Consider the following 13,336-nt stretch of genomic DNA (forward strand, 5'->3'; position numbering starts at 1 on the left):
GGGCCGTTCCCCGGGTGGGAGCCGTTGAGAGACATCTGGAGGAATCGGCGTGGATGCCGAGAGTGAACGCGTGCTGTTCCTGGCGAAGGTGACGGAGTTCCTCACCGCCGCGCTGCCGGGGGCGACCGTCATGGAGATGCCTTCCGCGGTCGGCGAGGACGCGGTGTCACTGGCCGGGTACGACGAGGCCGACGTCCGTCCGGCACTCGATGTGGTCGCGGCCCTCGACGGGGTGTTGCGCGCGGACGGCTGGGAGACCGTCCGGTCGTCGGACGGCGAGACGGAAGGGCTGAACGTGGCCAAGGAGGGGGTGGGCGGCGGGGTGTTCGGGGTGCGGCTGTCGGTCATCTCGTTCACCGGCATCCCTGGCTACGGCAACCCGGAGCCGGAGCCGGAGCCTGTACCCGATTCCGACGCCGCTCCGGACGGCGACGCCCGGCGCACGCTGTCCGCCGAGATCCGCGCGGCGATCACCTCGGCCATGCCGGGTGCGGTGCTCACCCGTGACGTCTTCGAGGCCGACGGCAGCGTCAGGATCGCCGGGTCGGACCCGGAATCGGGGCGGCCACCGGGTGACGAGGACTGGAACCAGGAACTGCTCGACAAGGCCGGCGACCACTTGGCCGCGCACGACTGGCAGGTGGCGCCCGACATGTGGAACGGCGCGAGCAGCGACCGTACGGCTTGGATCAGCAAGCCCGGTCTGGCGGACGGCCGTCTCGACGCCTCCGGCGGCCTCACGTTCACCGGCCGCGTGACGCCGTCCCGCTAGGTTCACGAGGCTCGGCGGGTCCCGGCGCAGGGGGATGGGGAGGGGAGTGACAGGCGGCGATTCAGTGCTTAGGGTGCGTGAATATGGATATGCACAACGTGGTCATCGGCGCCCACGGCGCCTCCGCCGAGGACGTCCTCGCCGTCGCCCGCGCCGGCGCGCGGGTGGAGTTGTCGGCGGAGGCCGTCGAAGGGGTCGCGGCGGCCCGCGAGGTGATCGACGCGCTCGCGGCAAAGCCCGAGCCGGTCTACGGCGTCTCCACCGGGTTCGGCGCCCTCGCCGTCCGGCACATCAGCCCCGAGCTGCGCGCGCAGCTGCAACGCTCCCTGGTCCGTTCGCACGCCGCCGGCATGGGCCCCGCCGTCGAGCGGGAAGTCGTCCGCGCCCTGATGTTCCTGCGGCTCAAGACGCTCGCCTCCGGGCGGACCGGTGTCCGTCCCGTCGTCGCCGAGACGATGGCCGCGCTGCTGAACGCCGGCATCACCCCCGTCGTCCACGAGTACGGCTCGCTCGGCTGCTCCGGCGACCTCGCCCCGCTCGCGCACTGCGCCCAGGTGCTGATGGGCGAGGGCGAGGCAGCCGGCCCCGACGGCACCGTCAGGCCGGTCGCCGAGCTGCTCGCGGAGCACGGCATCGAGCCCGTCGAACTGCGCGAGAAGGAGGGCCTGGCCCTCATCAACGGCACCGACGGCATGCTCGGCATGCTCGTGATGGCCTGCGCCGACCTCGCGAACCTCTTCACCTCCGCGGACATCACCGCCGCCCTGACCCTGGAGGCCCTGCTCGGCACCGGCAGCGTGCTGGCCCCCGAGCTGCACGCGATCCGCCCGCACCCCGGGCAGGCCGCCAGCGCCGACAACATGCTGCGGATGCTGGCCGGCTCCGGGCTGACCGGCCACCACCAGGACGACGCCCCGCGCGTGCAGGACGCGTACTCGATCCGCTGCGCGCCGCAGGTCGCGGGCGCCGGCCGGGACACCCTCAGCCACGCCCGGCTGGTCGCCGACCGCGAGCTGGCCGCCGCCGTCGACAACCCGGTGGTGCTGGTCAACGGTGACCGCGACGGCGGCCGGGTGGAGTCGAACGGCAACTTCCACGGCGCGCCCGTCGGCTACGTGCTGGACTTCCTGGCCATCGCCGCCGCCGACCTCGGCTCGATCGCCGAGCGCCGCACCGACCGGCTGCTGGACAAGAACCGCTCGCACGGCCTGCCGCCGTTCCTGGCCGACGACCCGGGTGTGGACTCCGGGCTGATGATCGCCCAGTACACCCAGGCCGCCCTGGTCAGCGAGCTCAAGCGGCTCGCGGTGCCGGCCTCGGTCGACTCGATCCCGTCCTCCGCGATGCAGGAGGACCACGTGTCGATGGGCTGGTCGGCGGCGCGCAAGCTGCGGACGGCCGTGGACAACCTGGCCCGGGTCATCGCCGTCGAGATGTACGCGGCCACCCGCGCGCTGGAGATCAGGGCGATCGGCGGCGGGCAGCCGGCCCCGGCGACGGCGGCGGTGCTGGCGGCCGTACGGGAATCGGGCGTACAGGGTGCGGGCCGGGACCGCTTCCTGGCGCCGGACCTGGAGGGCGCGTACCGCTTCGTGCGGTCGGGGGCGCTGGTGCGGGCGGCGCAGACGGTCACGGGGCCGCTGGCGTGATGGCGTAAGCGCGTGTACGGACCGGGCACCGGGCGGCCGGTTGGTACGGGGCCGCAGGCGTAAGGGCCGCACACCTGGCAGCCGGTCGTTACGCCGGGCGCCCGCGGGACCGACCGGTCGAGCGCCCGAAGGTCAGAGCGCCTGCTGCCGCGAGCGGCGTCCCGCGTTGACGACCAGGCCCGCCCCGGCGACCAGGAACGCGGCGCCGCCGATCATGTACGGCTTGGTGTCGACGCCGCCGGTGTCGGCGAGCCCGAGGTGCTGTGACGACGACGCCTGCGCGACGGTGGCGGCGCGGGCCGCGGTCGGCGCGTGCGTGTCGTGGGTGGTGCTGGCCGTCGCGGACGGCACGAAGTACAACGCGGCCAGCACGGCTGCTGCGGCGGCGGCGACATAGGGTCGGGGCGAGGTCAACGGAACTCCCTTGGTTCACCGGCCGGCAGGCGGGGTCCGGGCGGAGGGTGCGGTGACTTGACCGTGGCCTGATGGTAGTGACTTGGTGTGCCTCGTGGGAAGGCGCCGCTCATCCGCTTACTCTCCGTGGCATGAGCACTACTGAGATTCCCCGCGGTGACAGCGGCCCCGACTTCCTGCGGCTCCAGGTCGAGCTGGTCCTTGAGGTGTCCTCGTCCGACGCCCTGCGGGCCGCCGCGCTCGACCGGATCGCCGCCGACCCCGACCTGACCGAGCCCGAGCGGGTGCACGCGCGGGCGGCGGCCGGCGAGGACGAGTCGGAGGCGCTGGCGTACCTGGTGGACCCGGGCACGGCGGTCCAGGCGCTGCCCGGCATCGCCCTCGTCCAGGCGTCCTGGTCCTGCGCGCACACCGAGTACGACCCGGACGCCGAGTCCGACGACTGGTCGCTCGGCGACGACGAGGAGGACGAGGGAGAGGACGAGGGGGACGCGGGGGCCGAAACCGGCGACGAGGGCGGCGACGCCGGGTCCGCGGCCAGAGGCGGGCCGCCGATGGGGCTCTGAGCTGCGGGAACGTCACTCCCGCCGGCGGTCGCGGGCCGCCCGGGACCGTTCGCTCGGATGCGTGTCAAAGCCCACAATTCCGGCAGAAGGGATCCCCTGACGGCCTCGGCCTGTTTCCATGGAACGCGGACGAAGCTCGTGGTGCCCCCATGAGTGACCCCAGCCCCATTGGAGAGATGAGTGACGCCGCCCGACACCGAGAAGACCCCCGCCAAGCGTTCCCCCTTCACCCGCCGCCGCACCCTCACCGCGATCGGCGTGCTGATGGGCGGCACCCTCGCGCTCACCGCCTGCGGTGGCGGCGGCGGTCACGGTGACGACAAGGCGGCCTCCTCCACGGCGTCCCAGAAGCCGTCGAGCACCTCCTCCTCCGACTCCGCCGGCTCCTCCGACAGCCCGTCGCCCGAGACGAGCAAGGCGGCCCAGTCGAAGTCGGACGCCGACGCGGCCAAGCAGGCCTCCGACGCGAAGATCACCATCACGCCGAAGTCCGGCAGCACCGGCGCGAGCATCCACAACAACACCAAGGTGACGGTCGCGGGCGGCACCCTGACCTCGGTCACCATGACCGCCAAGGCCACCGGCAAGGCGGTCGCCGGCACCATATCCGCCGACCGCACGAGCTGGCGCCCGGACGCTGCCCTGGCCCGCGGCACGCAGTACGCCGTCACCGCGACCGCCACCGACAGCAAGGCCCGCTCGGCCACCGCGCAGTCGACGTTCGCGACCGTCTCCACGGCCGACAGCTTCATCGGCTACTTCACGCCGGAGGACGGCTCGACGGTCGGCGTCGGCATGCCGGTCTCGATCAACTTCGACAAGTCGATCGTCAACAAGGCGGCCGTGCAGCGCGCGATCACCGTGCAGTCCAGCAGCGGCCAGCAGGTCGTCGGCCACTGGTTCAGCTCCACCCGGCTCGACCTGCGCCCGCAGACCTACTGGAAGGCCGGCTCGCACGTCTCGCTGACCCTGAAGCTGGACGGCGTCCGCGGCGCCAGCGGCGTCTACGGCGTGCAGGACAAGACGGTGAACTTCGACGTCGGACGCTCGCAGGTCTCCACGGTGGACACCAAGACCCACGAGATGACCGTCACCCGCGACGGCAAGGTCATCAAGACCATCCCGATCTCGGCCGGCGGCCAGGACCACACCACGTACAACGGCCAGATGGTCATCGAGGAGAAGCTCCAGACCACCCGCATGAACGGGGCGACGGTCGGCTTCACTGACGACGACGGCAAGGGCGAGTACGACATCCCCGACGTCCCGCACGCGATGCGCCTGAGCAACTCCGGCACGTTCATCCACGGCAACTACTGGGGCGACAAGTCGATCTTCGGCAGCGTCAACACGAGCCACGGTTGCATCGGCCTGAGCGACACCAAGGGCGGCAAGGACGCCACGACGCCGGCGGCGTGGTTCTACGCGAACTCGATGCTCGGCGATGTGGTGACGGTCGTGAATTCCCCGGACAAGACGATCCAGCCCGACAACGGTCTGAACGGTTGGAACATGTCCTGGTCCCAGTGGGTGTCGGGCTCCGCCCTGTAGCCCGCGGCCGGGCTGACGAACCCGGGTCGCCCGCGCCCCTGGTGACGCCGGGGGCTCAGCGGGCGATCCATTGGGTGGGGTCGTCGAGGACCGCGCGGACCGCGGTGTAGGCGGCGCCGCGCAGGACGCCGTCGCGGCCCAGGCGGGACGTGACCAGGTCCTCGGGGCGCCACTGGCGGTCGGTGACGCGGGCGGCCAGCTCCTTGCGGACCCCGGGGAGCAGCCAGGGCGCCAGATCGGCGAGCGGGCCGCCGACCACCACCGCCTGCGGGTCGAGCAGGTTCACCGCCCCGCTCAGCGCGATACCGAGCGCCGCCCCCGCCTCCTCCAGCGCGCGCAGCGCCGCCTCGTCGCCCGCCTCCGCCGCCGTGCGCAGCGCGGGCCCCGCCGTCACCCCTGCCGCCCGCAGCAGCGCCTCCTCACCCGCGTACGTCTCCAGGCACCCGTGCGCGCCGCACGAGCACAGCGGCCCGTCCGGCCTTACCGGCACATGGCCCAGCTCGCCGGCGAACCCCCGCGCGCCCCGGAAGAGCCGGCCCTCCACGACCAGGGCGGCGCCGATGCCGATCTCCGCGGACACGTGCACGAAGTCCGCGAGCTTCCCGTGCCCGCTCTCGTGGCCGCCGAGCCACAGCTCGGCCAGCGCGCCGAGGTTCGCCTCGTTCTCCACGACCGTCTCGCGGCCGAGCGCCTCGGCGACGTTCACGTCCTCCCACCCGAGGTTCGGCGCCCGCAGCACGGTGCCCCGGTCGCGGCCGACCAGGCCCGGCACGGCCACCGTCGTCCCCACCGGGCGCAGATCCGCCGCGCGGGCCTCCTTGGCCACCAGCTCGGTCAGCTCCGCCAGCTCGGCCAGCACCTGCGGGGCCGGGCGGCCCCGGTTCGCCGCGGGGGACTCGGCGCGGCAGCGGACCGCTCCGCGGAGGTCCACCACGCAGGCGGCGAGGTGATCCACGCTGATCTCGGCGCCGATGCCCGCCGGTCCGGTCTCGCTCAGCGCGAGCGCGGTACCGGGGCGGCCCACCGTGCCGGGGCGCTGCGCGCCGCGCTCCTCGATCAGGCCGGCGGCGAGCAGCTCGTCCACGAGCGTGGAGACGGTCGCCCTGGTCAGCCCGACCTCGGCGGCGACAGCCGCCCGGGTCACCTTCTCGCCCGCGGCGAGGGCGCGCATGACCAGGGACATGTTGTGGCGGCGCAGGCCGGCTTGGGCGCCGGGGCGTTTGCTGGTCATCGGGCCTCCTCGGGGTCTTGGATTTTCCCACTTGGCGGCGCGGCCGGTCGTTAGCGGGTTGGGGTGAGCGGATCAGTCGACGATTTCGCTTTGGTTTCACCGGGTGGGCTTTCCGCCCGGTGGGCGGTGCTGGTCGTTTCCGGGTGCGGCCCGGTTGCCTGCCGGTGTTTCCCACCCGCACCACCCGTGCGAGTGCGTCCTTAGGTGCACGTTTTCTGGTGGGTGGGGGTCGGTGCCGGCCCGGGGCACCTCCTCGGGCTGATCACGGAACCGGGGTAGATCGTGAAGCCCCATGTTGTTCACAGCCCTGCGGGGGCACCCCGGACCGTCCCCTCCCAGGCCGGACGGCGGCTTGAGGCCGCTGGGGGGTGATCGGTGGGTGGCTGGGGTTCGTTGTCGGGTGCTGGTTACTGATGGAGCATCGGGGGCCCGGGTGGGTGGGGGCCGGGGTTTGTTTGCGGCTCACTGCTATTGAGGGAAGCATCGGGCCTCCGGCTGGGTTTGTGGCGCGGGTTTGTTGGCAGCTTGTGGCCGAACGAGAATCGGCCGTCGGCGCCGGATGAGATCGGGCAGGGGGTGGCGGGGGCGCAATGCTCCCTCGGTGACCTCCAGCCGACGACGATCGCGTACCCCCACCGATCACCCCCAGCGGCCTCAAGCCGCCGACGGACCCGGGAGGGGACGGGCCGGGGTGCCCCCGCAGGATTTCCGACAGACCGGCCCGCACCCGACGACGAAACCCGCGCGGAGGAAATCCGAGGAGGTGCCACGGACCGGCACCGACCCCACCCACCAGAAAACGTGCACCCAAGGACGAATCTGCACGGGTGGTGCGGGTGGGGAAAACGGCAGGCACGGCGCCCAGCCGGGGAAACGACCCGCACCACCCACCGGGGCGGAAACCCGGAGGCCCCGGCGCCGAGCCGGAAAAGACCCGCCACCTCCCCCACCCACCGAGCCGAAGGCCGCGAAGGCCCCGGCGCCGAGCCGGAAAGGACCCGCCACCCCCCACCCGCCCTGGCGAAGGCCCCGGCGCCGAGCCGGGAAGGAACCGCGCGGCCCCCACCGGGGCGCGACCTTCAACCGCCGGAAACCAACGAAAGCGCTGCCCCCAACCGCTCCAACACCCCCCCATCCCGCTCCAAAGCAGAATGCACGGGCCCCGCCGCCGCCCCCCACCGCCGCGCAATGGCGGTCGCACTCTCCCCGGGGGACAGAAGCGCCGCCGCCTGGGCCGCCGCGCCGAGCGCGACGAGCTCCTCGGCCTCGGGCACCTGCACCGGGCGGCCGGAGAGCCGGCGGACGGTCTGGAGCCAGGCCGCGCCCCGCGCCCCGCCGCCGATCAGAAGCAGCGGCTCGTCGGAAGAAGCGGGGGCGCCCGGGCCGTCCACCGCCAGCACCTCGTCGAGCGCGCCCAGAAGCGCGAACACCGCCCCGTCGTAAGCCCCCTGAAGCACCTGACCGGCGGTCGTCTCGTGCCGCAGCCCCGTCAGCAGGCCGGACGCGTACGGCAGGTTCGGCGTCCGTTCGCCGTCCAGGAACGGCAGCAGGGCCAGCGAGCCGCCGGGCTCGACGGCCTCGCGGTCGAGTCGCAGCAGCGCGGCGATCTTGTCGACCGCGAGCGTGCAGTTGAGCGTGCAGGCGAGCGGCAGCCAGTCGCCGTCGGCCGCGGCGAAGCCGGCCACCGTGCCGGAGGGGTCGGTCGGGCGCTGCCGGGCGACGGTGTAGACCGTGCCGGACGTGCCGAGGCTGAGCACCGCCTGCCCGGGGGTGAGGCCGAGGCCGAGTGCGGCGGCGGCGTTGTCGCCGGTGCCGCTGCCGACGAGCGCGCCGGTGCGCAGCGCGGGGACGCCGGCCCGTACCTGGCCGGCCGCTTCGCCGGGGCCGAGCACCGCGGGGAGCTGCGCGGGGTCGAGGCCGATCTCGTCAAGGAGCGCGGTGTCGTACCCGCCGGTCTCGGAGGACCACCAGCCGGTGCCGGACGCGTCGCCGCGGTCGGTGACGGCCGCGCCGGAGAGCCGTTCGGTGAGGAAGTCGTGCGGCAGCCGGACGGCCTTTGCGTCGTCGGCCGCCTTCGGCTCGTTCTCGCGCAGCCACTGCCACTTGGCGACGGTGAAGCTCGCGCCCGGCACCGAGCCGAACCGGCCGGCCCAGTGCTCGGCCCCGTAGCGCTCGACGAGCGCGGCGGCCTGCGGCGCGGACCGAACGTCGTTCCACAGCAGGGCGCGCCGCAGCGGGCGGCCGGCGGCGTCGAGGACGACGAGGCCGTGCTGCTGGCCGCCGACCGAGATCGCCGCGGCCCGGCCGGCGTACTCGCCGAGCTGTCCGAGCGCGGTCAGCAGCGCGTTCCACCACACCTCGGGGTCGGTCTCGCGGCCGGCGCCGGTGCTGACGGTGTGCGGCGCCTGGCCGCGGGCCAGCACCTTGCCGCTGGCGACGTCCACGGCCAGCACCTTCGTGGACTGCGTGGAGCTGTCCACGCCGAGGACGACCTGCCCCTGCGAACCTTGTGACCCCATGTGATTCCCGTCCCTTTGCCTAACCCTTGGCCGACGCCACTTCCCATCATCGGTCTCGCATACTAATTTGTTCAACAGTCTGACGAATAGGAGCAGCCCCGCATGACTTCCGAGACGAACCTCACCCCGGTCCCCGAGGACAAGTTCACCTTCGGCCTGTGGACGGTCGGCTGGCAGGGCCGCGACCCGTTCGGCGACGCCACCCGGGCGCCCCTGGACCCGGTCGAGTCCGTCACCCGGCTCGCCGAGCTCGGCGCGTACGGCGTCACCTTCCACGACGACGACCTGATCCCGTTCGGCTCGAACGACGCCGAGCGCGACGGGCACATCAAGCGGTTCAGGCAGGCGCTGGACGCCACCGGCCTGAAGGTGCCGATGGCCACCACCAACCTGTTCACCCACCCGGTGTTCAAGGACGGCGGCTTCACCTCCAACGACCGCGACGTGCGGCGCTACGCGCTGCGCAAGGTGATCCGCAACATCGACCTCGCCGTCGAGCTGGGCGCCGAGACCTACGTCGCCTGGGGCGGCCGGGAGGGCGCGGAGTCGGGCGGTGCCAAGGACATCCGGCTCGCGCTCGACCGGATGAAGGAGGCGTTCGACCTCCTCGGCGAGTACGTCACCCAGCAGGGCTACAACCTGCGGTTCGCGGTGGAGCCCAAGCCGAACGAGCCGCGCGGCGACATCCTGCTGCCCACCGTCGGGCACGCGCTCGCCTTCATCAACTCCCTGGAGCGGCCCGACATCGTCGGCGTCAACCCGGAGGTCGGCCACGAGCAGATGGCCGGGCTGAACTTCCCGCACGGCATCGCCCAGGCGATGTGGCACGGCAAGCTCTTCCACCTCGACCTCAACGGCCAGACCGGCATCAAGTACGACCAGGACCTGCGCTTCGGCGCCGGCGACCTGCGCTCGGCCTTCTGGCTGGTGGACCTGCTGGAGCGGGGCGGTTACGAGGGCCCGCGGCACTTCGACTTCAAGCCGCCGCGGACCGAGGACTACGACGGCGTGTGGGCGTCGGCGGCCGGCTGCATGCGCAACTACCTGATCCTCAAGGAGCGCGCCGCCGCCTTCCGCGCCGACCCGGCCGTCCAGGACGCACTGCGCGCCTCCCGCCTGGACGAGCTGGCGCAGCCGACGCTCGCCGAGGGCGAGGGCCTGGCCGGACTGCTCGCCGACCGCAGCGCCTACGAGGACTTCGACGTGGAGGCCGCCGCCGCCCGCGGCATGGCCTTCGAGCACCTGGACCAGCTCGCCATGGACCACCTGCTCGCCGCCCGCTGAACCGCCTCCGCGGGACCCCGTTCCGGCCGTGATCGCGGTCCGGAACGGGGTACGGAGACCGGTATGACGAACCCCCCGGCTCCGCCGCCGCTGACCCTGACCGCCACCGTCCTGGGCGCCCCCGACGCCCAGGAGCTGGCGGCCTTCTACGTCCGCCTGCTCGGCTGGGACCTGGTGGCCGACGAGCCCGGCTGGTGCAAGGTCAACCCGCCCGCCGGCGGCCCCGGCCTGTCCTTCCAGACCGAGCCCGACCACACCCCGCCCGTCTGGCCCGCCGCCCCCGGCACCCAGCAGATGCAGCTCCACCTGGACATCGAGACCACCGACCTCCCCGCCGCCGTGGCCCACGCGACCGCGGCGGGCGCCACCCCCGCCACGTTCCAGCCCCAACCCGACGTCCACGTGATGCTCGACCCGGCCGGCCACCCCTTCTGCCTGTGGATCCGCACCTGACCGCGGTGTGGGGATCAGGTGGTGAGGCGGGGGCCGAGGATGGGGAGGAGGCGGTCTTTGAGGAGGCGGTGGGCCGGGTCGGAGGAGCGCCAGAGGAGTTTGTGGCGGGTGCCGTCGGTCATCAGGACGGTGAGGCCGGAGGTGGTGAGGCCGCGGTGGAGGCGGGCCGTGGCGATGCGGTCGAACGGGATGATCTTGTTGGTGCGGTGGGCGGCCAGGACGGCGGCCGGGTCGTAGGCCACGCTGTGGCCGGACTTGCGGGCCGAGGTGCCCGAGACGTAGGAGTTCGCGACCGTGTCGAGCAGGCCGCTGCGGGTGCGCAGCAGGCAGTTCGGCATCACCCACAGGTTGCCGTGGATCCAGTCGAGCCACCCCGTGGTGCAGGTGCGGGCCACCAGCTGGCCGTGCTGGAGCCGCATCCGGGAGGCCCGGCCCACCGCGCGTTCCAGCAGTGCGCCCCACTCGCCGGGGGTGCGGACCCGGCGGCGTTCCCACACGCTGTCGGTCTCCGACATGAAGCCGACGTGGACGCGCCCGTTCGCCTCAAGCTCCAGCATCAGCGTGACGCCCCAGCCGGGCCCCGACACCTCGACGGCGACGCTGTCCTTGTCGGACGGCTCCCGTTCCTCCGGGTCGTCGGGGTCGGCGGACTCCTGGTGGCCGCGCAGGACGGGGGAAGCGGACAGCCCGTCGGCCACCCACTGCTTGCGGTGCTCGTCCAGTTGCGCCGCGGCCGCTTCCAGGTCCATTGGTGATCCCACTACGCCGATCATGACGGATGGCGGCGGTCGGCGCGTCACCCCGTCGGGGAACGGTTCCCTTCTCCTTCCACCACATCAGGAGACGGGCCGCGGGTGGTATCGGTTGAGTCGGATGGCCCCGTGTTGAATTTACCCCTCGGCGTGGTGGGTCGTGCGGTCGTTGCCCGAGCCCGGGGGTGGTGACGGGAGCGCGGGGGCGCCGCGGGCGGGCGAGTGCGCCGGTCAGGGCCGGCGGCGGACGGCTCCGGGGACCGCTCCAGGGACGGCTCCGGGGACGGCTCAAGCGGCGGCGGGCCGGGGATGACCGCCAGCGCGAGGGCCAGCAGGGCGCTGCCCACGATCGCGTCCAGCCAGTAGTGGTTGGCGGTGCCGACCACCACCGCCAGCACGACCAGCGGGTACAGCAGCCACAGCCGGCGCCATCTGCTGCGGGAGGACGCCATCAGGCCGACCGCGATCGCCAGCGCCCATCCGACGTGCAGCGACGGCATCGCGGCGAACTGGTTCGCCATCGAGTGGCCGTCCGGCTTGTCCTGGTAGACCGCCGGGCCGTACACCCGGGCGGTGTCGATCATGCCGCTGCCGGCCAGCATCCGCGGCGGCGCCAGCGGGTAGAAGAGGTGGCCGAGCAGCGCCAGCATGGTCTGGATGACGATCGCCCGCCGGATCCACAGGTAGTGCGCGCGGTGCCGCAGGAACATCCAGCCGAGGAACAGCAGCATCGCGGGGAAGTGCACGGTGGCGTAGAGGTAGTTGGCGGTGTGGATCACCGGTTCCCAGTGCACCATGAGCCGTTGCAGCGAGCGCTCGCTCGGCAGGTGCGCCCAGCGCTCGAACGACCAGACCTGGTGGCCGTGGTGGAAGGCCGGGCCGGTGTGGCCGTTGGCGACCTTGCGGCCGTACTTGTAGATCGCGTAGACCGCGACGAGCAGCGCGAGTTCGGGTACCGGCCGCGGCAGCCGGTCGGGCAGCGGGAGCCTCGGCACGCCGGCCCGCGGGCGGGGCCGCCACCGTACGCCCGCCGCCGAATGCGTGAACTCGCCCGGCGCCATGACCGTCCACCTCTCAGCCGGCGCGCGTACGCGCCTCCTCACGGACCGTATGGACCGCCTGCCCCTTCTCCATGCCGCCACCCCGTCGCTTCCCGGCCACCTTCCCGACATCTTGTGGCGGAGCCCGCCGCGTTGCATTGGCCGGGCGATCCGGGCAAGCCGGTAGGGGAGGGGAGCGCGGAACGCCCACCGCTCGGGGGTCCCGCGCACCCCCGGCCGGCGCGGCCGGGCGTCTGACCCGGCCCGCGCGACCGGGCCTCGGGCCCGGCCCGGACACGATCCAGAGCGAGCGGAAGAAAGAGGAGAGCCGTATGACGAGCGAGCCCGACCCGACCGGATCCGACCCGACCGGGTCCCGCCTGACCGCCGAGTCCGACCGGCCCACGTCCGTACGTGTCGAGCCCGTACGGGGCGGCGACCGGCTGCCGCTGCCGACGCCGCAGTCCGGCGGCACCGACATCGAACTGCGCGGCGCCGGGCTGCCGGGGGAGCGGGGCCGTACGTCGATCGCCACCGTCGTGGTGGAGAAGATCGCCGGCACCGCCGCCCGCGAGGTCCCCGGCGTGCACGACTTCGGCGGCAGCCTGGCCCGCAGCCTCGGCGCCGTACGGGAGCGGGTCCCGGGCAGCCGGCCCAGCGTCACCCGCGGGCTGAAGGTCGAGGTCGGCGAGAAGCAGACCGCGGTCGACGTGGAGCTGGTGGTCGAGTACGGCGTCGAGATCAGGGACGTGGCCGCCGACGTACGGCAGAACGTGATCGCGGCGGTGGAGCGGATGACCGGCCTTGAGGTGGTGGAGGTCAACGTCTCGGTGGTGGACGTCAAACTGCCCGATGACGAGGATGAGGACGGCCGGCCGTCGGGGGACCGGGTGCGGTGAGGCGCGGCGGCGGCAGCCGGGGGCCGGGGCGTGCGGACGGCCGGGGGCGGGGCGGTGCCGGCGGCCGGGCGCCGGCGCGGCGCGGGCGTGACGCACGTGTGGCACCGGCCGGCCGGGGCGCGCGGACGGCCGGGGCCCCGGCGGCGCCTTGCGGTGGGAGGCGGCACCGGCGTCATACGGTGAACCCGACACCTCGGCCGGGCCCG

At 73.4% G+C, this 13,336-nt stretch carries 12 protein-coding genes; 7 read left to right on the forward strand and 5 right to left on the reverse strand.

Features of this window, described 5'->3' with window-relative positions; translation table 11 throughout:
- The first annotated feature begins 49 nt into the window (after positions 1-49).
- Both ACQPW6_RS25680 and hutH read left to right on the forward strand, forming a co-directional pair.
- The gene (locus ACQPW6_RS25680) at positions 50-772 is read left to right on the forward strand and encodes a hypothetical protein (protein WP_433892036.1); all 723 of its coding nucleotides are present in this window, start codon (positions 50-52) and stop codon (positions 770-772) included.
- An 83-nt stretch (positions 773-855) separates the two neighbouring features.
- Positions 856-2,421: a histidine ammonia-lyase gene (gene hutH / locus ACQPW6_RS25685; RefSeq protein ID WP_433892037.1), complete on the forward strand. Its 1,566-nt coding sequence runs from the start codon at positions 856-858 to the stop codon at positions 2,419-2,421.
- 132 nt (positions 2,422-2,553) lie between these two features.
- Here hutH and ACQPW6_RS25690 read toward each other — a convergent pair whose 3' ends face one another.
- Positions 2,554-2,835 carry a hypothetical protein gene (locus ACQPW6_RS25690; RefSeq protein ID WP_433892038.1) on the reverse strand — a complete coding sequence of 94 codons (282 nt, stop codon included), beginning with the start codon at positions 2,833-2,835 and terminating at the stop codon, positions 2,554-2,556.
- 131 nt (positions 2,836-2,966) lie between these two features.
- On the opposite strand from ACQPW6_RS25690, the gene ACQPW6_RS25695 reads away from it, so the two are divergent.
- Positions 2,967-3,401: a hypothetical protein gene (locus ACQPW6_RS25695; protein WP_433892039.1), complete on the forward strand. Its 435-nt coding sequence runs from the start codon at positions 2,967-2,969 to the stop codon at positions 3,399-3,401.
- A gap of 264 nt (positions 3,402-3,665) precedes the next feature.
- On the forward strand, positions 3,666-4,952 hold the full coding sequence (locus ACQPW6_RS25700) for a L,D-transpeptidase (protein WP_433894656.1): 1,287 nt from the start codon (positions 3,666-3,668) through the stop codon (positions 4,950-4,952).
- A 55-nt stretch (positions 4,953-5,007) separates the two neighbouring features.
- On the opposite strand, the gene ACQPW6_RS25705 is transcribed toward ACQPW6_RS25700, so the two are convergent.
- Both ACQPW6_RS25705 and xylB read right to left on the reverse strand, forming a co-directional pair.
- Positions 5,008-6,183 (reverse strand): ROK family protein, encoded by a 1,176-nt coding sequence (locus ACQPW6_RS25705; RefSeq protein WP_433892040.1) that lies wholly within the window; start codon positions 6,181-6,183, stop codon positions 5,008-5,010.
- 1,079 nt (positions 6,184-7,262) lie between these two features.
- Positions 7,263-8,702, reverse strand: a complete 1,440-nt coding sequence (gene xylB, locus ACQPW6_RS25710; RefSeq protein WP_433892041.1) for a xylulokinase — start codon at positions 8,700-8,702, stop codon at positions 7,263-7,265.
- 102 nt (positions 8,703-8,804) lie between these two features.
- On the opposite strand from xylB, the gene xylA reads away from it, so the two are divergent.
- Both xylA and ACQPW6_RS25720 read left to right on the forward strand, forming a co-directional pair.
- Positions 8,805-9,986 (forward strand): xylose isomerase, encoded by a 1,182-nt coding sequence (xylA, locus tag ACQPW6_RS25715; protein WP_433892042.1) that lies wholly within the window; start codon positions 8,805-8,807, stop codon positions 9,984-9,986.
- 63 nt (positions 9,987-10,049) lie between these two features.
- Positions 10,050-10,439 (forward strand): VOC family protein, encoded by a 390-nt coding sequence (locus ACQPW6_RS25720; RefSeq protein WP_433892043.1) that lies wholly within the window; start codon positions 10,050-10,052, stop codon positions 10,437-10,439.
- A gap of 14 nt (positions 10,440-10,453) precedes the next feature.
- Here ACQPW6_RS25720 and ACQPW6_RS25725 read toward each other — a convergent pair whose 3' ends face one another.
- Together ACQPW6_RS25725 and ACQPW6_RS25730 are read right to left on the reverse strand one after the other, a co-directional pair.
- Positions 10,454-11,188 (reverse strand): hypothetical protein, encoded by a 735-nt coding sequence (locus ACQPW6_RS25725; protein ID WP_433892044.1) that lies wholly within the window; start codon positions 11,186-11,188, stop codon positions 10,454-10,456.
- Positions 11,189-11,235: 47 nt separating this feature from the next.
- On the reverse strand, positions 11,236-12,252 hold the full coding sequence (locus ACQPW6_RS25730) for a phosphatase PAP2 family protein (RefSeq protein ID WP_433892045.1): 1,017 nt from the start codon (positions 12,250-12,252) through the stop codon (positions 11,236-11,238).
- A gap of 311 nt (positions 12,253-12,563) precedes the next feature.
- Between ACQPW6_RS25730 and ACQPW6_RS25735 the strand changes: the two genes are divergently transcribed.
- On the forward strand, positions 12,564-13,130 hold the full coding sequence (locus ACQPW6_RS25735; RefSeq protein WP_433892046.1) for an Asp23/Gls24 family envelope stress response protein: 567 nt from the start codon (positions 12,564-12,566) through the stop codon (positions 13,128-13,130).
- The last annotated feature ends 206 nt before the right edge of the window (positions 13,131-13,336 follow it).

The organism is Streptomyces sp. CA-111067, from assembly GCF_050956065.1.
Lineage (GTDB): Bacteria > Actinomycetota > Actinomycetes > Streptomycetales > Streptomycetaceae > Actinacidiphila.